This window comes from Spirosoma aerophilum (assembly GCF_054782495.1).
In genome coordinates this window covers 72,275-91,718 of the sequence record NZ_BAAGSJ010000036.1, presented here as the reverse complement: position 1 = coordinate 91,718, position 19,444 = coordinate 72,275, and the positions used below count along the sequence as shown (strand labels likewise).

General features: G+C 53.1%; 13 protein-coding genes. 1 reads left to right on the top strand and 12 read right to left on the bottom strand.

Annotated elements, in window-relative coordinates:
- Positions 1-12: 12 nt before the first annotated feature.
- From ACYVK4_RS28265 to ACYVK4_RS28220, 10 genes are all read right to left on the bottom strand, one after another.
- Positions 13-1,098 (bottom strand): glycosyltransferase family 4 protein, encoded by a 1,086-nt coding sequence (locus ACYVK4_RS28265; RefSeq protein ID WP_461130935.1) that lies wholly within the window; start codon positions 1,096-1,098, stop codon positions 13-15.
- Positions 1,099-1,167: 69 nt separating this feature from the next.
- Entirely contained in the window at positions 1,168-2,397 is a 1,230-nt protein-coding gene (locus ACYVK4_RS28260; protein ID WP_461130934.1) for a glycosyltransferase family 4 protein, read from the bottom strand.
- A 15-nt stretch (positions 2,398-2,412) separates the two neighbouring features.
- Positions 2,413-3,150: an acyltransferase gene (locus ACYVK4_RS28255; RefSeq protein ID WP_461130933.1), complete on the bottom strand. Its 738-nt coding sequence runs from the start codon at positions 3,148-3,150 to the stop codon at positions 2,413-2,415.
- A 42-nt stretch (positions 3,151-3,192) separates the two neighbouring features.
- Positions 3,193-5,613, bottom strand: coding sequence for a phosphotransferase (locus ACYVK4_RS28250; RefSeq protein ID WP_461130932.1), 2,421 nt, complete (start codon positions 5,611-5,613; stop codon positions 3,193-3,195).
- A gap of 122 nt (positions 5,614-5,735) precedes the next feature.
- Positions 5,736-7,043: an O-antigen ligase family protein gene (locus ACYVK4_RS28245; RefSeq protein ID WP_461130931.1), complete on the bottom strand. Its 1,308-nt coding sequence runs from the start codon at positions 7,041-7,043 to the stop codon at positions 5,736-5,738.
- Positions 7,028-8,146 (bottom strand): glycosyltransferase family 4 protein, encoded by a 1,119-nt coding sequence (locus tag ACYVK4_RS28240; protein ID WP_461130930.1) that lies wholly within the window; start codon positions 8,144-8,146, stop codon positions 7,028-7,030. Before ACYVK4_RS28240 ends, ACYVK4_RS28245 begins: the two co-directional genes overlap by 16 nt.
- Positions 8,098-9,390 (bottom strand): lipopolysaccharide biosynthesis protein, encoded by a 1,293-nt coding sequence (locus ACYVK4_RS28235; RefSeq protein ID WP_461130929.1) that lies wholly within the window; start codon positions 9,388-9,390, stop codon positions 8,098-8,100. Before ACYVK4_RS28235 ends, ACYVK4_RS28240 begins: the two co-directional genes overlap by 49 nt.
- Positions 9,387-11,582: a GNVR domain-containing protein gene (locus tag ACYVK4_RS28230; protein ID WP_461130928.1), complete on the bottom strand. Its 2,196-nt coding sequence runs from the start codon at positions 11,580-11,582 to the stop codon at positions 9,387-9,389. The genes ACYVK4_RS28235 and ACYVK4_RS28230 overlap by 4 nt, the downstream gene beginning before the upstream one ends.
- A gap of 9 nt (positions 11,583-11,591) precedes the next feature.
- Positions 11,592-12,335, bottom strand: coding sequence for a polysaccharide biosynthesis/export family protein (locus tag ACYVK4_RS28225; RefSeq protein ID WP_461130927.1), 744 nt, complete (start codon positions 12,333-12,335; stop codon positions 11,592-11,594).
- Complete coding sequence (locus ACYVK4_RS28220) at positions 12,335-12,778, bottom strand: response regulator (protein ID WP_461130926.1); 444 nt, start codon at positions 12,776-12,778, stop codon at positions 12,335-12,337. Before ACYVK4_RS28220 ends, ACYVK4_RS28225 begins: the two co-directional genes overlap by 1 nt.
- Positions 12,779-13,104: 326 nt before the next feature.
- On the opposite strand from ACYVK4_RS28220, the gene ACYVK4_RS28215 reads away from it, so the two are divergent.
- Positions 13,105-15,615 carry a bifunctional YncE family protein/alkaline phosphatase family protein gene (locus ACYVK4_RS28215; RefSeq protein ID WP_461130925.1) on the top strand — a complete coding sequence of 837 codons (2,511 nt, stop codon included), beginning with the start codon at positions 13,105-13,107 and terminating at the stop codon, positions 15,613-15,615.
- Positions 15,616-15,625: 10 nt separating this feature from the next.
- On the opposite strand, the gene ACYVK4_RS28210 is transcribed toward ACYVK4_RS28215, so the two are convergent.
- Both ACYVK4_RS28210 and ACYVK4_RS28205 read right to left on the bottom strand, forming a co-directional pair.
- Positions 15,626-17,812, bottom strand: a complete 2,187-nt coding sequence (locus ACYVK4_RS28210) for a c-type cytochrome domain-containing protein (RefSeq protein WP_461130924.1) — start codon at positions 17,810-17,812, stop codon at positions 15,626-15,628.
- Positions 17,813-17,898: 86 nt separating this feature from the next.
- The gene (locus ACYVK4_RS28205; protein WP_461130923.1) at positions 17,899-19,350 is read right to left on the bottom strand and encodes a DUF1501 domain-containing protein; all 1,452 of its coding nucleotides are present in this window, start codon (positions 19,348-19,350) and stop codon (positions 17,899-17,901) included.
- Positions 19,351-19,444: the final 94 nt, after the last annotated feature.

The window sequence follows — 19,444 nt, the reverse complement described above, 5'->3', positions numbered from 1 at the left end:
CCAACAGTCTGCTCAGGCGAAGATCTGAATGACCTGTTTCTGAAAACGGCTCGTTGAAAAAAAAGCGGCTCGCCGGCGAGCAGCCTGTGCCATATGGATGTACATCTGCATATCCGCCGACAAACGACCCAGCGCTTCCGTAATCCTCAGGGTTTGACGTACATCCAGCTTGAAACCCTCTTTACCGTCCTGAATAAGTTCGCAGATACCCCCAACGGTTGGCATGATGACCGGTCGCCCACACGCCATCGCTTCGAGAATGGTCATACCAAATGTTTCCACCCAGCCATCGGGCCGCGACAGATTCAGCACGATATGTGCTTGCTGGTAAAAAGGAAGGGTATCTGTCTGCGTGGGGAAGATGAAGCAGTTGGCGGGTGGTGCCGAACGCTTTGTAAAGTCATTGACGGCGCTTTCATTGGCATTCAGCACTAATAAAAACCGCATGTGGGGTAGTAATCGGGCCATGTCGATAAACTCATAAATGCCTTTATAAGCTTTCATCGAGCAGAGCATCAGCACCGTAAAGTGAGTCGCCATGTTAGGTGCTGGAAGAGCCGCAGCCCGTTCGGCAAACGAAGCGGGCAGGGCGTTGTAGAGCAAGGTGCAGACAGGTCGGGTCAGGGCTGTTTCGCGCAAGGTATACACCGACACAAAAAGCACCTGATTCGCCGTCCGATTAGCCACCAGACACAGCCAGTTTTTCAGTAACTGCGGCTTTACGCTTACTTCATGAACATGATAAACCACCCGGCATCCGCGTAACCAGCCCGCCAGAGCCGCGCCAAAGGGCAATAACGTATTGATGTATACGCAATCGGTCGACTGCAGAAAAAACAGCAGCCGCAGAAACAGACTTAGCTGAACGCGCAGATAATGCCACAGGGTGAGCAGTCGGGCCGGATACCACTGGTAGTGAATGGGCCGAACCGTCACCCCGTCGAGATGGCTCAGGAAACCCGTACCCGACGGGGTAGCCGTATACAAAATTACCTCAAAGCCTGTCTGTTGAAGCCCTTCCAACGCTTGCCGAAAAACAAGCGGACTGCCGCTCCAGTCATTCAGCAGATGGACGGCAATAATCCGTTTCGATGTCATGTGTATGTAGAAATGAGCCTGCCCGCAGGCACCTGTTTTAGTGCTGTCTTTTTTAAATAGGTAATCAGGCTATCGGAAAGCAGCTTCGTAAACCTGCTTCAGTTGCTCACCCCGAACCGACCAGCAGAACGCCTGTTCAAACCGCTCCAGTGCCAATTGCCGTTCGTGGTGGTATATGTCCGGAGAACAGAATAGTTTCGTTAACTGGCGGGCCATTTGCGCTTCACTTAATTCCAGATTTCGGAGCGGTACCCGCAGGCCAGAGGCCGGGTGGATAAACCGGCCGGGGCCTTCATTGTCCCAACAAACCACGGGCAGACCGTAACTCATGGCTTCGGCCACCACCATACCCGCCCCTTCGTGCGAGGGAAAAAGAAAAACAGAAGCCGATTGATAACAAGCGGCTACCTGATCTTTAGGCAGCCAGTTGATAATATCCGTACAGTGGCCAATTCCCTCGGCCTCCACCCATTTCCGAATGCGTCCCTCTTCCGGTCCGCTACCCACCAGCGTCAGGCGGACCTCCTTTTGCTGATGTGCGCCAAGCTGCCGATAGAAGTGTGCAAACGCCCGTATAGTACTGGTAAACCCTTTTAACGGAACAAACCGGCCAACCGACAACACCCGAAAGCAATCGACCGGCCGATGAACGGGCATAACGGCGGCTGAAGCGACCGACGGCATGAGGCTGTATCGATGCGCTGGAAGGCGAAGGGCTTCTGCGGCCGACGGGTTCATACACAACACATGGGCGGCTTTCTGTTTACTCAGGCGCAGGAGTGGATCGAACCACCAGAAGGCCCGTTTCATTAACCAAAGCATCCGATCAAGGACTCTGGCTTTTCGACTGTACTCCCGAAGGGCGAGGTGCGGAATAGCCGGGTGATGCCCTACCGGTCCCCAGATAAGCGGCTTGCCCAGCAACCACAAAAAAGTGGGTGTCCAGTCATTATGGAAATTCAGGTTATGCACCAGATCAACGGAAAGCTGCTTTCGACGGAGCCAGAGCGCCAGACTTAACTGCCAGCCGTAGTAATAGATCATGGACAGCAACGGCCCTTTTTTCCAGAAACGCAGCCACAGCGGCCAGTCGAAATACAGGAACCGGACCCGTTGGCGAAGTTCATCAAGCTCCGGGTGCGCGGCCCAATACTGATCGATGGCCGATGCGTTGTTGGGCCGCGTCACCGCAATAACCCGTTGGTAGCGGGCAATCTGAAGAATAAAATTCCAGCCCATACCATCCTCCGATCCTTTGAAGGGATTGACAGCATAGGTCGTTACAAGTACGGTTTTCATGAAGGGGTATACGAACTAGTTAATGGTGTGCGCCCTCTCGGCAGAGCGGTGCTCTTTTATGGCATCCGTTCGTGACCGGAGCAGGCGGGCGGGCACGCCACCCAGAACACTGTTTGGCGGAAAGCTGCGCGTAACCACGGCACCAGCCGCTACCACGCTTCCCTCGCCAATGGATACGCCACTGAGTATGGTTACTTTACTGCCAATCCAGCAATTTCGGCCGATGGTGATGGGGTGGCGCTCAACGCCCTGCAGCCGTATGAGTAAGTCGACACGATCGAAGCAGTGATTTTCGGGGTGGCAGCTGAAATACTGCCCAATGATGCAGTCATCGCCGATGGTCAGCCCCCCCGATCCACCCAGGTAAGCAAACTCCCCCAGACCCACCCGGTTGCCCAGGCGAATGAAACGGCCGGGATTATCGAGTGTGGTGGACACGATCAGGCGGCTGCAGGCCCCAATACTTACGTTATCGCCAAGTGTAATCCCGTCCGTACTGATAGCCGAACAATACACCTGATCGCCCAGCTTCAGAAATCGGCCCCAGCGAATCTGCGACAGGTTAAAGAACCGAACGCCCCGCCCCCGCAGCATCCACCGGGGTTGCCGCCCCCATAACAGAACCGAACTACCACGCACCAGCGCCCGAAGCTGCTGCCAGCAAAAAGCGACGATAAGCGCATCGGTCAAGGCCGGTGAAAAACGGAATGCCGGGTTTCGAAGGCGAATGATTCCTTCAAGCAAGAATTTCATTTGGGGTAGAGAAAATGCCGATGGCAAAGGAGAAGATACGGTCTAATACACTGAATGCACTTCAATACGGTTAAAAATCCGGTTCAGCGTGAGGGGCAAATCCTGATTCAGTACCGGCATGTACTCAGAATCCGGATACTGCGTTTGTAAACGATCAAATAGCTGGAGGTACTGCCCGGTAAGCTCCGTAATCGTTCCCGCATCCAGTTCCTGTTTCCGGCGAAGAATCTCCTCCGGCGATGCGTACAGAAAAACGTTTAACCGGGGCTTCAGCAACAGGCGGTAAAGTCGGGTGGCCAGTCCCGCCGGGAGTTGTAAGTTACTCCGCCGACTGTCGTTGATGAAGTCAAAATAGTAGCGGTCGTAGAGGACGATATACCCCCGCCAGACGTACTTCACCTGGATATAAAACTGTCCAAACAGGTAATCGGTATAGTAATAAGCAAAACGGAGCAATGACGACAGTTGGCTTTGGTTCGTTCCCTGCCGGGGTAGCGTCTGGATAGACCGCTGTTCGGCTTGCTGCTTGCCATACTGCCAGGCGCTCAGAATGGGCAATACCGATGGGCGATGCCGCAACACGATAACCCGCTGCCGGAGCCGTTTCTCGATCTGATACTTCGTTTGTTCAATGACAGTCGATTTCCCGGCCCCATCAACTCCGCTAAACGTCACGACCATGCCCCGTTGAAACGCCAGCGACCGAATGGTATCCCAGCCATACAGCAGTGTGTTTACAACGCCCCGCCAACCCCGATTCGGCGGCAGCTGCCGAACTTCGTTTACCAATTTGTCTGATGCCATTACCGGCGCTGGCTGATCGAAGACATGATAATACCGCTCGGGAATAACCGCCTTGTTTAGCCCATAAAACAGGCGTATATACGTTTGATCGGCCTCCCGACGGGGCACCTTCAGGCCATGCGCGCCTAATGCGGCCCCCTCCCAAACCTCATGGGCGTCCATAAATTCAAGCTGTTTGCGCTTGAACGACCAGATCAGATCAATGTGCAGGCTGGAATCATCCAGGCAATGAATATGCAGCTGATTCATGAAGCTCCGGGTCTCAACAACCACATGATGAACAAGCCGATGCTGCCGCACAAAGGCCGTTAACTGACGGGCCACGGCCCTCGGCAGGCAGAGGTCAAGGTCCGACGAATCGGGCAAGTCATCGAGCTGAGCAGGCAGGAATTTGAGGGCTGCATGAGGCTTTTCATGCAGCCAGAAAGCCACATCCTGAAGCAACAACTGTCGGTCAGACATGATGTTCCGGAGGCTCAGCCAATAGGTCAGCGCTTCATTCCAGGTCGTTAGCAACCAATTCACCTGCGGGTGCCAGGCTGATTGACGGCTATATACCGACAAGTAATAGGTCATTGTTTGAACCAGATACAGTATCTCGGCCAGATCGGCATCTATTCGATGTCGTTCGCAGAAGAGCTGCCATTCCGGGCAGTTGAGCATGGTCTGGATCTCCTGCCGAACAACGCCAAACCCCTGATTACCAATGAGCGTACCGGACTGGTATTGAAAATGGAAGAGATCATACAAACCCGGCAATACGGGCTGAGCCAGTTCCCAGTCAAACACACCTAGCTGCTGATTCCGCAACAGCATGTTCCAGGGGGTAAAGTCGCCGTGCGCAGCGGCCATCGGAACGACTACATCAGCATCAAGGCTCTGCATGAGCCTGTCAAGTTTATCGAGCAGACCAATAGGAATACGGGTGTCCGGCATGGTGCGTAATGCCGTTAGGGTACCGAGCGCCTGCTGCCAGCAGACCGTTTGCGCCAAGGGTTGGCGGTGCCAGTTTCGGCTAACCAGCTCCAGCAAAGCACCACTGGGCAGGTCGGTCAGGCGGTTTGCCTGTTTACCCGCCCCGTTTCCCATGTCTTCCTGAATCACGACACCCGAATAATACGCGTTCAGACGTGGGCTTTCCAGTTGCAGAAAGGGCTGCTCCTGCAGATGCTGCAAAGCCAGTGCTTCCTGCCGGAGATTGTTAACAGCGGCCGGGCCAAGGGCAATTTTCAAAAAATACCGTTTGCTGTCATGGGTAACGTACCAGACCACTAGTTTACGATTAGGGCCCGCCGTTCCGGTGAACAATGCCCAGCGGGCTATCTCAGCACCGAGAAGACGCTGCTGTCCGTCAACGGTTGTATAGAGCGTCAGCTGACCCTGCGCCAGCCGATTCCCCTGTTTCAGGAAGAAGATGAACCGAACAAACCACGAAAATAACTGCGCCCGACGGCTGCCGACATAGTAAAATCGCAGGAAGTCGGGTTGCGCAGCCCCAACCGGCCAGAGCCAGCGAATCGTACCGTCAGGATTACGATACAGGTTGCAGGAAATGGAGCAGCTATAATCGGCCGATGCGTTGGCCGCTACAGGTAGCCCGATCCGATTCAGCCCCGTTGTCAAACGCTGTATGTCTTCCTCGTAAACGTGATTTTTCATATGTCTTCTTCTTACCAGTACCATGCCATTCCAATAAAACAGCCCCCAGATGCTTTGGCAGGGCTTTTTAGTAGCATAATCTTCCATATACCGGAATGCTATTCCAGAAAACGGAAAATGAATTAGCCTAAGCGGAAGGCTGGCCGCCGACGGTGGAGATACAGTTTTTCGGCGGGCGTTAGAAGGGGGTTGATGGACAGGCTGATGTAAAAAACCAGCAGTTGGTAGAACAGGATGCCGTAGTTCGTTTCACCAAAAATGCCAAACTCCGTGAAGGAGTTGATCATGACCGGAATCAGCACCCCAACGCAGATGAGACTCTTCTCCCGCTCAGCCACCTGCAAAAAACCCCGAATGGTAAAAACGAGCTGAAAAAGCACAATAGTGAACCCCACAAAGCCCAGATTCATCAACACCTGAATAAACGTGTTATGAGTCATTTTGGCCGCATAGGTAAAAATATGCTCGCCCTGGAAGTAGTCGGTAGTGGCTATACGCATGAAACCAAAGCCAAAATAAGGGGCTTTGGGGAGGCCCTCGGTGAGCAGTGCCGTCCAGAACGGTAGCCGCCCGGTCATGCTCATCACCTCGTCGAGCCCTCCCCCATTCTCTTTGATGAGCAACTTTTGAACGGCCAGCGGAACAACCATGGCGGCCCCGGCATACATCAACACTTTCAGTCGGGTGTTTGACGATTGACGGATATGAAAAAACGCGATCAGTAAACAGCCGATGGTAGACGAGCGGGACCCCGTCAGCACAACCGCCCACATCAGCAGCCCGATCTTAACGAACGTCCAGATGAGCTGGTGCTTCCGGTAGATGTTGAAAATAAAACAGGAAACGCCCACGGCGCACAGCATACCCAGTTCATTGGGATTCATGATAAAGCCCCCAAGCCGGGCCTCTTCGCCACCGTGGGTCAGCCGATAGAACGTGTCGGGATCAATGTACATCCCGACCAGAAAAATGCTGATCATCATCATCACCGCATCGCCGATGACCTGATACATTTTTACCGTACTGCCGGCAAAAAAATAATCGATCAGGATAAAACAGGCGATGAAATAATAAGCAAAAACCAGCCCTTCCAGATCCATAAACCACTGAAGGCCCGAATAGCCGGGGTCGGTGGACCAGGTAATGGACAGGAGTCCCAAAAACAGATAAACGACATACAGGAAGGGCGACAGGCTGTGTTTCCACCCGAACGACGCCACCGCCCCCCGCCTGATAATGACCCGATAGAGGTACCAGATGGAACTGGTCATGGCTATCCGGCTGATGACTTTGATGACCCGCGTGATCGAAATGTTGTTGCTCCAGGTAAAGAACCCACCCAGCTTGATGAACAGGATAATCGTGAGCCAGAAGCTTACCTGAGCCAGAAAACGGCTATGATCCCGCTCCGTGGTTAATGTAGCTGCCATATCTGCTGATAAAGCTGATTGAACGCTGCCAGCTGATGCGGCCAGTTGTAGGTATCGTTCACCATCTGACGGGCATTCGCCCCCAGTAGGGCCAGCTGACCCGTTTGCCAGTCGCCATACATACGGCTCAATCCGCTCGCCACCTGCTGACGGGTACCTTTCCCAATTACATAGCCCGCATCGAAAGCCCGGACCACTTCGCCCACGTTGGTGGCCTCGGAAACCAGACATGGCAAACCCAACGAAGCCGCTTCCAGCACAGAAACCGGTAAGCCCTCATAGCGGGAGGCATGAACGAATACCGAACACTGGCTCAGCAGTTCAATTTTCTCGTCGCCAAACTGGCTGCCCAAAAACAGAACGTTCTGACTTAGGCCCAGCTGCTTGCTCATACTTTCCAGTTTCTGCCGGTGGGGTCCATCCCCAATAAGCCAGAGCAGGGCATCGGGTCTTGTTTTCTGAAAATCGGCAAACCCTTCGAGCATCCGGTCCAACCCTTTGTGGTCGATATCCAGCCGACCGCAAAAACCAACGATAAACGCCGAAGCATAGGACGGACGGGGCTCAGCTACCGCCGAAAAACCATACGGAATCAGAACTGACTTTTGATTGGGATAGAGGGATTGCAGCCCGGTTATTTCACTTTTACCCAACACATGAATGGCAGCCGCACCTTTCAGAACCCGTTGCTCGAACAGGCTGAAATAGAGCCGTTTCATCCATCGACTTCGCTGCAACGCATATTCATTGTAATTCCCGTGAGGGGTAATCAGATAGGGAATGCGGTGCTGCTGGAGGAAACTAGCCGCGCCCGAAAATCGGGGAACAAAGCCCCCGTGAATTTGCACGACAGCCGTTTTTTGGCGCTCCAGGATGGCCTGTTTCCAGGAGTCCCCCACCCGAAATGGGTTCCGGCTGGCGCTAAACAGGCGGGTTGTATAGGCCCTTGCCGGATAATCGTGCACCGGGTTGGCCGAGAAACCCCATACTTCTACAGCATAACCTGCCTGCTGCTGTTGCGTGGCCAGTTCATGTACGACTTTATTAACACCATTCATTCGGGCCGGATTGGCCTTGCCGAGAATAAGGTGAATGATTTCCATTCGAATAAGCTATTTTGATGTAAGACCCAAAGCCAGTAACTGATGAGAATGGCCTGAGTAAGAAATAAGCCAATTAATATGCCGGTGAGCTGATAGGCTGACACCAGCCACGACGCCGACGACAGGCTGAAGACCGTAGCCAGCACATAACCCGCGAAATACTGTTTGGTCAGGAAACGAACCCGGAGAATGATGCGGATGGGATAGCTGCAAACCACAAGAACATAAACCGCCGACAGCCCATACATGACGTACGAGAACGTCTGGTAGTCGCTCCCTCCTACCAGCCTTAGCAAGGGCTCGGCCCCGACCACCAGCAAGAGTAATGCGGGCAACAGGCCAAGTAAACTTTTAAGCAGCACGCCCTGCAGATAGGCCCTTAAGGTAGCCGGTGAATGAGCCACCAGGGCTGCCCTCGGAACAACGTAGCTTTCCAGCGCCTGAAGCAGTACATTCAACAAGCCAAAGATGTACTGCGCCAGCCGCAGCGCTCCCAGGGTGGCGGCACCCAGCAACCACCCACCCGCGACAATAAAGTAATTGCCCGCAAACCACTGCGTTAAGGCCGACAGCAGCATCCAGTTTCCCTGCTGGCGATAATAGCCGCACACAAGCCAGGCCTCGGGCTTCCGAAACCGCGATGGGGTTAACCAGAAGACACCCAGCCCGGCAGATGGCAAAAACGTAGCGCCGATGATTAAAAGTGCCCCCTCAAGGGATAAGCTGCCCTGCCGATGAAACACAAGCAGCAAAATAAGCTGACTGCCATTAGCGAGGCCATCGAGCAGCAACGCCCGTCCGGCCCGCTGCTGTACCAAGAGCACTTTTCGTAAAAAATCCTGAAACAGAAACAGGCCCGTTGTACCGGCAGCCGCCAGCAAAAACGACGTTTCGTAGGGAATCAATGCAATAGGCAACAGACTGAACAGACCAGCCCCCACCAACGCCAGTACCAGCAGCCAGGCTACCTGAAAGTAAAGAAAACCATTGGTATAGGATTTTTGTAAGGGAACCGGCAAACCCGGCCAAACCACCTGATAAATGCCGCTACCCACGGCCTGCTGAATGGACAACAGGAACAACTGTGTCAGTACAACGGCCGAAAACTGACCGTAAGCCGTCAGGCCAAGCGTTTGTGCCAGCAGCAGGTTGGTCAGAAAAGCGGAACCGCTAACGACTACCTGGTCGGCCAGCACCAGCCATTTTTCGGAGGTTACCAACTGCTTTATTTGCGAACGGTTCATGCGGGTATACGCTTCGGTGTAACGGATAGAGGCCAGTAACGGCTTAACTTCTGAACGAAATGAATTCCCTCGCGAAACAGCGAAGGGGTGTACCCGGCCCGGTTCAGCACAAACTGAACCAGCGGTAATTTCAACTCGTCGCGCAGGAGGTCGGCTTCCAGAATTCGGGCTTGCCTGGTTCGGCGGCTGTCCAGCACCATGAGGTTGAGCGTTGCCGAAGCCATAAGCATGACAGATGTCGATTCGGTTGTGAGCGGGGCATTTTTAATCAGCACCACATCGAAACGATCCCGCCATTCGGTTACCAGCTGCTGCCATACCGCCGGACGCTCCCACCGCTGCGCAACGGTGGGTAAGGCCAGATAAGACAGGGAGTCCTCCGTCTCAACAGTTGTCATAGCACCATCGGCATCCACGACGAGCACGCGCTTGCCTAAATTCACCAGCGCCCTGGCTAAACCCAGCACAAGGGTCTGTTTGCCTTCCTGCTTATCGAACGACGATACCGAAACCACCGCCCCCGGCAGCAGCCACTGCTTTAATTCCATATGGAGCACCCACTGTCGGAAAAACGTCTTTTCCTGACCGGCTTTGGTCAAAAAAGGCACCGAAGCGGCCACGGGCGTTTCGGAGGTTTTCTGGATAATAACTTCGTTACTCACCCGTGCCTTCAGAAAGTGGACGCCGTAAATGAGTACCACGCTAATGAGCAGGCTCAGAAAACCTGCCAGCACTTTAATAAGCGTTGGATTGGGCGATACCGGTTTTTGCGCCACTTTGGCTTCGGTAATGACCCGATGAAACGAGATCGTAGCGGCCCGGGCAATGTCGGCTTCCGTACGTTTCTGATGGAGAAATCGATATATCTGTTCGTCGAGGCTGAAGTTTCGCTCCAGCACCGTCATGGTTTTTTCTTTGGTCGGCAGGCCAATAAAGGCGGCTTCTGCCTCGCTGACAGTTTCGGTAAGGTCTTTGTGTTTGATCTGAAGATTGGTGAGCGTGTTATGAATGCTCTCCTTCATGTAATCGGCCAGGTCTTTCATCTGCGTGTCCAGCAGCCGTACTTTTTCATGATCGGCCGTGTACCGCGTTAGCAGCTCGCGACGGTCGCCCTGCAACTGCTTCATTTTCTTGACAATTTCGGTCGACAACAGATCGTTGAACGCTTCGAAATTCGGGGCTGACTTTAAAAAGTCAGGGTTTCGATTGACGTATCGATTCAGGCTGTCGATGGCCAGCACGTTCATGTGCACACTGGACAACTGCTTTTTCAGGTCCGCAATTTTGCGCAGGTCGGTTTCGGTTTCCTGCTTTATGTTGATGATATTTTTAGCGTTTCGATACCCTTCAATGGCTCGTTCGCTGGCCGTCAGATGGCCTTTGTAATCTTTCAGTTGCTGGTTCAGAAAATCGACGGTCGTGTCGGCTGTCCGGAAGCGATCCTCCACACCGTCGGCTATATACGCAGCGGCCACACTGTTCACAACATCGGCCGCCTTTTGTGGTACGGAGCTTTTATAGCTGATCCGAAGAACGGGAATGTCTTTGTCAACAGCCATCACATCCAGGTCGCCCACAATGGATTCAACGACACTTTCTTTGGTGCGCACGATGAACTCGTAGCGGTCGTTGACGATCAGGTGGTGGCGTTTTTGCAGCAGGGCTTCATTGCGGGCAATAAACAGTGTTCCCCCATCGAGCCTCACCATCCGATTCAGTTCACAGTTCACACTTTTCCCGTTCGGCAGGTTGATCGTTACCAAGGAGTCGCGCCGGACCGACAGGTAAAACGACTGGTTATACCATTTCGGGTCGGTAAAAGCCGCCGTGATCACAATGGGCGACTGACCATACAAATCGGCTTTTCGCAACTGCCCCACCCGGTAGATCGTCACGCCCAGGTCAAGGGTCGAGAAGGCTTTGGTCAGCAAGGTAGTCGACTTCAGCAGCTCAACCTCAGCCAGGATTTTATTGCTATTGGCAAACACATCGAAGTCTTTGTAAAGGTTGGCACTAGGGGCTCCTTCATTGGCATCGGCCAGTTTGATTTTCGCCATGCTTTCGTACATGGGGGTCGTATAGCGCAGGTACCGGCCCGCCAAAAACAGGGCAATCGCCATGATGGCCACCGTGAGCGGTAACCCCCGCACAAACGGCCCCAGTATTCCCAGCGTTTTTGATAATTCAGACATGGCAACCGATTAAATAAAGAACTTGAACAGTACGAGCAGGGTCGTTATGGCACTCGCTACCGGCAGCACACTCGGCCCGGCCCGCTTATCCCAAAGCTTACTTTTCCGGGCGGGCACGTAGATGACATCGCCGGGTATGATCTGGATATTTTTGGTCGCAAACTGGTCCATTCGGGTCAGGTCGAGGCTAATGGTATGGGGCTTATTGTCGATAGTGCGAATCACCTGCACCGCCTGCCGATCGGCGTATAGGTCGAAGTCCCCGGCCCGCCCGAGCAATTCGACGAGATTGTTGGCTTCTTTTTCGAGCAGCAGCTTGCCGGGGTTTTTCAGTTCACCCAGCAGCGTCACTTCGCGGTTCAGCACTTTGAGGTCGATAATGGGGTTGACGATCCATTTGCCAAACTCGGCCAGCAGCCGTTCCCGCGCTTGCAGGAGCGTGAGGCCCACCAGTTTCACCTTTCCGATTTTCGGCACGGGCACCTCGCCATTCGGATCGACCATGACCCACTTGCCATACACCTCGTTGGCGCTGTAGATACTATAAAGCGACCCCACGCTCAGGTCATCATGATTCCAGATACTGATGCTGAGTTTATCATCTTTCCGGATGGTATATTGAACGCTTTCCTGTTTAAAAAAAGTGGAATCCACTTGTTGGGATGGTCCGGCCTGAAACAGGTTGTGAGACGCACAACTGGTCAGCCAGAACATGGACAGAACCAGCCATGAACGAATACGTGTATTCAGCATCAGACCAGACCAACAAGGGTGAGCAGTTTATTCCACCGTCCGGCAGGACGCTGCTTTAACAGGGCCCTTACATCCTGAATTTTTTTCAGAACTGTGTCCATTTTAGCAAAGTCGTCATGTCCTTTTATGATGTAGTCGAAAGCGCCGTATTTGAGTGCGTTGACAGCCACCTGCAAATCTTCCTGAGCCGAAATAACTACCAGGTAGATGTCCGGGTTAAAGCGTTTAATTTTCCGAAGTACTTCAAGGCCATCGAGCGGCTCCATTTGGTAATCCAGAAAAATAACATCGGGAAGCTCAGTCAGCAGATTAAGGCATGACTGTCCATCGCTAAACAGCCGGACCTGGCTGTAGCCTAACTGATGAAGATGCTGCTCATAAATCTTTTGGCAGAAGGGGTCATCGTCGACAACGAAGATGGACAGTGCGTCTTTGTTTTCCATGAACTTTCTAAGTTTGACAAACAGGTACTCGAATACTGTGCCACTTAAATAACCCATTGATTGTCAGAAGATTTCTAAACCAGTAACAGAACAGACGTCTATGGTCTGGAATAAAATTCCAGAATGTGGAATCGAAAAAGGGGATCAACTTTGGAAAGACCCGTCGACGGGAGATCTGTACATCAGATACCAGCCCACAAAACGCCCTCCGGCATACAGGCCGACTTGATTGTTCTTAATAATTTAACAGACATCCTACACCGATATCAGTAGATTTTCCCGAGGTTTCGACTCCTTATCGAGTAACGTTTATCAGCATTCATCGCATGGCCCTTCGCTCCTTATTGTTTTACATAGCCAGCCCTTTGTTCCTAATGTCTTTACTGGCGGGCTGCCATCGGACCAGCCATTCGTCTGGCTCGTCGCAGGAAACAGACGTGTATCAGAAACTGGCTGCGGCTCGTGTCCATTTGCCCAATGGCTGGTCTTTAACTCCACCGGGACAGAGCGTTAATCTGGACGACTTGCCGCTGAATCTGGTCGTTTCTCCTACCAAGAAATATCTGGCGGTCACGAATAATGGACAGAGTACCCAGAGCATTACGCTGCTGGACGCCCAGACGCACCAGATTCTGGATACGGCCAGAGTAGGCAAATCCTACCTGGGTCTGGCCTTTAGCGCCGACGAAAACCGGTTGTATGCCTCGGGGGGCAACGACAATAAGATACTGATTTACCGGATTGAAAACGAGAAACTCGTGCCCGATGAATCCATCGTGCTGGCAAAGCCCTGGCCGGTTAAAGTATCCCCTACCGGTCTGGCCGTCGACGATGCCAAAAACCGCCTGTATGTCGTCACGAAAGAGGACAGTTCACTCTACATTACCGACACCCAAACCCGTAAAACACTTCACAAGCTCAATCTGGGAGCGGCTGCCTACACCTGCCTGCTCTCGCCCGACAAAAACGAACTGTTTGTTTCGCTCTGGGGTGGGGCCAGTGTGCTGGTCGTCAACGTGAACACGCAGGCGATAACGGCTAAAATTCCGACCAACAGAAACCCGAACGATCTGCTCCTTACCCGCGATGGCAAATACCTGTATGTGGCTAACGGAAACGATAATACGGTTGTCCTGATCGACGTGGCCAAACGGCAGGTGATTGAAACCCTGACAACGTCGCTCTTCCCCAATGCACCGCTGGGCACGACACCCAACGGGCTGGCTCTGAGCGACGACGAGAATACACTCTACATTGCCAACGCCGACAATAACTGCCTGGCGGTTTTTGATGTGACCAGCAAAGGTCATAGTCATTCCAGCGGTTTTATCCCAACGGGCTGGTATCCAACAGCGGTGAAAGTGATCGGCTCCCGGATTTTTGTTACGAACGGCAAAGGCTTCTCCTCGAAGGCGAATCCGAAAGGGCCAAACCCCGTGCGGTCACGCGCACCTCAGCAGGTGGGGCCCAATCCGCAAGCCAACACGGGACGTGAACAATACATTGCCGGCTTATTTAAAGGCACCCTTTCCGTCATCGACGTACCCACCACCGATGTATTAGCCGCTTACTCACGGCTGGTCTACGCCAATACGCCGTATACGAAAAGTAAAGAGCAACTGGCAGAAGGCGAAGCCGGGAACCCGATCCCTATGCGCGTTGGGGGAAGTGGTTCGTCGGCACGGTCACCGATTAAATATGTCTTCTACATCATCAAGGAAAACCGCACCTACGATCAGGTACTGGGCGACATGCCCGAAGGCAACGGCGACCCGGCTCTTTGTCTGTTCCCCAAAAAAGTAACGCCCAACCAACACGCACTGGCAAAAGAATTTGTGCTGCTGGACAACTTCTACGTCGATGCCGAAGTGAGTGCCGATGGGCATAACTGGTCCTCGGCGGCTTACGCCAATGATTATGTGGAGAAGAACTGGGTCACCAGCTACGGGGGCCGGGGCGGTACGTATGATTACGAAGGACAAAAAGAAATTGCCCATCCGCGCGATGGCTTTATCTGGGACCACTGCCAGCGGGCAGGTGTAACGTTCCGAAGCTACGGCTGGTTCGTGGATAACAAACCAAACATCAAAGTGCTGGAAGGCCACAACTGCCCTGATTTCAAAGGCTTTGACATGGCTTATATGGATACAAAACGGGTTGAGGTTTGGGAGAAAGATTTTGATGCGCTGCTTGCCGCCGGCACCTTGCCCCGGCTCAATACCGTGCGCCTGGGCAACGACCATACATCGGGCGCTCGAATAGGTATGCCCACACCCGAAGCCGCTGTTGCCGATAACGACCTGGCCGTTGGTCGGTTTGTGGAGCATCTATCAAAAAGTCCGATCTGGAACGAATCGGTAGTGTTTATTCTGGAAGACGACGCCCAGAACGGCCCCGACCATGTAGACGCCCACCGCTCAATCGCCTTTGTGGCGGGTGGCTTTGTGAAACGGGGCTACGTCGATCATACCATGTATTCAACTTCGGGTCTTCTCCGAACCATCGAGCTTATCTTAGGCCTCAAACCCATGAGTCAGTACGATGCTGCCGCCACGCCCCTGTGGCGCTGTTTCGCCAAAAAAGCAGATCCGACACCCTTCATCGCCAGGGCGGCCGAGATCGACCTCAACGAAAGGAACGTAGCCGTCAACAACAACTCCAAACGCTCCTCGCGCTTCAACCTGAGCCGCCCCGACGATATTGACGACCTCATTTTCAGCGAGATCGTCTGGCAAACCGTTCGCGGCCCAAAGAGCGTAATGCCTGCCCCGCGTCGGGGCGCCTTTGTCCGGCTAGGGAAGAAAGAGGAAGGTGAAGAAGATGAGGATGACGATTGAGCAGGTCATCTCAATTGATAAACACCTCATCGACCAGCAACAGGGCATTATTGCCTTTATTAGGATGCCAGTCGGGCAATTTTTTGACGGGTTTGGCGATGACCTTCAGGAACGAAACGGTTTGCGGCTTGAAAGCGCACACGACAGCTTTCAGGATAGGCTTCTCTTTTTTGACAGGCATTCCGGGTTTTAGCGTGCCGAGTAATGTCATCTTTTCGCGGCTGTTACCGCCCCAGATTTCAACGACTTCTGGCGGAAAAATACTCGTTTCCTCTTCGACCATGACCCGTAGTGCAACGGAGCTTACAGAAATCGGCTTTTTAAATTCCGAAACCAGGGCCATGTCATACTTCCTGAATCCACCCCAGTTGTTGGCCCAAGCCGGGCTGTTGGCATTGAACGTTCCAAGTCGGCCATCGAAAAACGTATGCGCCCCATCGGCCTGGTGAACCGGATTGAGCGGGAAGAGCAAATTGACACTGTCGGGTTTATAGGTGCTCTTGTAAAAATCGAATGTAGCAACAGTGCTTCCATACCAGCCCGCTTTGTACGCTTTCGCCTTTACCAGAGTCGGTTGGGAGAGTACCGTTTGGTTGGTAAATACGGGGGAGTGCAGGCTGTCGGGTTCGGTGCCGTCAGTGGTGTAGCGAATCTGAACGCCTTTGATCGGGTGTTTTAGCTGAAGGGGTACGGTGCCGGTAAAAATAGTCGAGCTATTTTTTATCTGCGGGGGATTCAACGTGATGGGAGCACTGTCGGCCCCGTCAAAGCCGGCAATGAATTGAATATTTCTGTACACCTTCTGCAACTGGCCTATCTGTACAGGCGTAAGTTTGGTATTCCAAAGCGAAATCGTTTGCAGTTTCTTGAAGTTCCCCAACTGCTTCTGCAACACGTCGAACGTGATGTTGGTACCCGAGAGGGCGAGTGTTTTCAGTTGACTCAACCCATCCAGTTCTGAAAGCCCCGAACCTGTAATGTCGGTAAAATTGAGGTCCAGTTTTTGTAGATTATCAAACTCGGCAATTCGTTTCAGATCGGCGTCTTTTACGGGCATCTTGTTCAGGTTCAGATAGACGACCTGCTCTTTCACGGGGCTCAGTTCCGCTAATTTTTCGGGCGAGTACGTGTCTTTATTGTACAGGTTGACGGCCAGGGCGGGCGACTCTCTGGCGAGTGGAGCCACCGTGCGGTAGTCGTTATTTAGTTTCTTTACCGTCTCTTCGTCTGCCGGGTCAAAATCAAACTGCTCCACCGGCTCCGCAGGCTTGAACAAGGCCGATGCCATCAGGCGTAACGAGTCGGTAGCGGGTAAGTCAATCAGTTTCTTTTTATGTTCGGCGTTGCCCTTTACCCATAAGGCCAGCAGGGTCATTTCCTGTGGTGTGAGCTGCGTTTTACCCGATGGCGGCATATGTTTTTTCTCCTCCATCGGCATATGAATCCGTTCGAGCAGCAAACTCATATCGGGTTTTCCGGCTACAAATAACTTACCGGTTTTACCCCCTTTCAGCATGGCATCGATCGTTGCCAGATTCAACTGCCCTTTCAGTTTGTCGGCATTGTGGCAGCTAATGCATTTCTGCTCAAAAATGGGTTGAATGACATCGGCATAGACCATGGCCTTGTCGAACGCGACCGGAGCGGGTTTTTCCAGCCGGCTGATCGGCTCGAACAGGAAGTTGTCACCGTGGGTGAGCGTGGCTCCATAATGACCGGCCCCAATCAGGCAAAGCACCGTTACAGCCGCCCCCAACCGGGCTATCATGGCCGTATACCAGACCTTAGGACGGGCCCAGTATAGGAATGACGCCATGAAAAAGATAGCCACGCCCGACCATTTGTGCCAGGTCAGCACCTGACCACTATAGCCATCTTCCTTGGCCAGGAATAAACCCATAATGACCGTCAAGCCCGCCGACAACGCTCCGATCAACAGCAGACTGCTCAGGAAATGTTGATAAAACTCAGCAAAGGCGGGGTTCGACACGCTGGACGTTCGAGAGCGAAAAGCCTCCATAACCATAGCCAGCAACAAAATAACGATCGGGAAATGCAGCAGCAGCGGGTGCATCCGCCCGAGGGGTTGCAGCCAGACAGGAACCACAAATTTGCCATTGAACAGCAACAAAAACAGGACGAAAACTACCGACGCAAATAACGCCTGCTCCGCAAAACCGATTAGTTTTTTATTCATCTCCAACTAAATAATTTGCCGTACCCACAGGATTCATCCCGTGTTTTTATATCAAGGAGAACACGGGATAAATCCCATGGGTACAATTAGGCAATAATATCATGCACCACTTTCCCCGACACGTCGGTTAACCGATACCGGCGGCCCAGGTGTTTGAAGATCAATTTCTCATGGTTCAGGCCAAGCTGATTCAGGACCGTTGCCTGAAAATCGTGCACATGAACAGGGTCTTTAATAATGTTATAGCCCATTTCATCGGTTTCGCCGTAGACGATACCCGGCTTAATGCCGCCACCCGCCATCCAGATCGTAAAGCAGCGGGGGTGATGATCGCGACCGTAATTATCTTTGGTAAGTTTGCCCTGTGTGTAGCTGGTACGGCCAAATTCACCGCCCCAGATCACCAGTGTTTCGTCCAGCAGACCGCGCTGTTTGAGGTCGGTCACCAGTGCAGCCGATGCCTGATCGACGTCTTTGGCCTGCTTCGCGATCTCAAACGGGAGGTTGCCGTGCTGATCCCAGCCCTGGTGGTACAGTTGCACAAAGCGCACGCCATTCTCGGATAGCTTGCGGGCCAGCAGGCAGTTGGCGGCAAAAGTGCCCGGCACCAGACAATCGGGTCCGTAAAGCTTGATAATATCGTCCGGCTCCTTCGACAAATCCATCACTTCGGGCACGGCCGTTTGCATGCGGTACGCCATTTCGTACTGCTTCACTTTGGCGCTGATCTCCGGGTCGCCAAACTCCTGATAGGATAAATCGTTGAGCTGCGCCAGATTGTCGAGCATCTCCCGGCGGGCCTGCCGATCCATTCCTTCGGGGTCACGCAGATACAGCACGGGGTCTTCGCCTTTGCTGAACTGAACGCCCTGGTGAATAGAATCCAGAAACCCATTCGACCACAGCTTGGAATACACACCCTGCCCGTTGCCAATCCCGCGCGACAGCAACACGGTAAAATTGGGCAGGTTTTTATTTTCATTCCCCAGCCCGTAACTCAGCCAGGAGCCCATACTGGGCCGGTTGCCCTGCTGCGAACCCGTTTGCAGGAATGTGAGCGCGGGGTCGTGGTTAATGGCTTCGGTAAACATGGACTTCACGATACAGAGGTCGTCGACGATTTTGGCCGTATACGGAAACAGATCGCTAACCCACGCCCGCGACTCGCCGTACTGTTTAAAGTCGACAAAAGAACCCACCAGCGGAAACTCTTTCTGGTTGGCGGTCATACCCGTAAGCCGTTGCGTTCCCCGCACGGAAGGCGGCATCTCCTGCCCCATCATCTCCCGCAGTTTGGGTTTGTAATCGAACAACTCCTGCTGTGAGGGGGCACCATTCTGAAACAGGTAAATGACGCGTTTGGCTTTTGGCGCGAAATGCGGAATACCGGGTGTCAGTCCATCTTCGGCCCCGGACCCACTAAACAGATCAGGAATAAGCAACGAACCCAAAGCAGCGCTTCCCAGACCCAGACTTAGCCGGGAGAGGAAACGGCGTCGGTTAAAATTCAGACCGTGTTCGAGAATTTCTTTTTCCATAATAGAACCGCACCCGCGGCCGGGACTGATGTTTATGATCAGTATGATTAGGTATGATCCAGCTAACTAGTACTGAAGTAGATAGATGATTGGA

Bases quoted from the DNA above. Each gene is read 5' to 3' on its own strand.
- ACYVK4_RS28210 (WP_461130924.1), bottom strand. From the start codon at position 17,812: ATGAATAAAAAACTAATCGGTTTTGCGGAGCAGGCGTTATTTGCGTCG.
- ACYVK4_RS28250 (WP_461130932.1), bottom strand. From the start codon at position 5,613: ATGAAAAATCACGTTTACGAGGAAGACATACAGCGTTTGACAACGGGG.
- ACYVK4_RS28245 (WP_461130931.1), bottom strand. From the start codon at position 7,043: ATGGCAGCTACATTAACCACGGAGCGGGATCATAGCCGTTTTCTGGCT.
- ACYVK4_RS28215 (WP_461130925.1), top strand. From the start codon at position 13,105: ATGGCCCTTCGCTCCTTATTGTTTTACATAGCCAGCCCTTTGTTCCTA.
- ACYVK4_RS28260 (WP_461130934.1), bottom strand. From the start codon at position 2,397: ATGAAAACCGTACTTGTAACGACCTATGCTGTCAATCCCTTCAAAGGA.
- ACYVK4_RS28225 (WP_461130927.1), bottom strand. From the start codon at position 12,335: ATGCTGAATACACGTATTCGTTCATGGCTGGTTCTGTCCATGTTCTGG.
- ACYVK4_RS28205 (WP_461130923.1), bottom strand. From the start codon at position 19,350: ATGGAAAAAGAAATTCTCGAACACGGTCTGAATTTTAACCGACGCCGT.
- ACYVK4_RS28265 (WP_461130935.1), bottom strand. From the start codon at position 1,098: ATGACATCGAAACGGATTATTGCCGTCCATCTGCTGAATGACTGGAGC.
- ACYVK4_RS28220 (WP_461130926.1), bottom strand. From the start codon at position 12,778: ATGGAAAACAAAGACGCACTGTCCATCTTCGTTGTCGACGATGACCCC.
- ACYVK4_RS28230 (WP_461130928.1), bottom strand. From the start codon at position 11,582: ATGTCTGAATTATCAAAAACGCTGGGAATACTGGGGCCGTTTGTGCGG.
- ACYVK4_RS28255 (WP_461130933.1), bottom strand. From the start codon at position 3,150: ATGAAATTCTTGCTTGAAGGAATCATTCGCCTTCGAAACCCGGCATTC.
- ACYVK4_RS28240 (WP_461130930.1), bottom strand. From the start codon at position 8,146: ATGGAAATCATTCACCTTATTCTCGGCAAGGCCAATCCGGCCCGAATG.
- ACYVK4_RS28235 (WP_461130929.1), bottom strand. From the start codon at position 9,390: ATGAACCGTTCGCAAATAAAGCAGTTGGTAACCTCCGAAAAATGGCTG.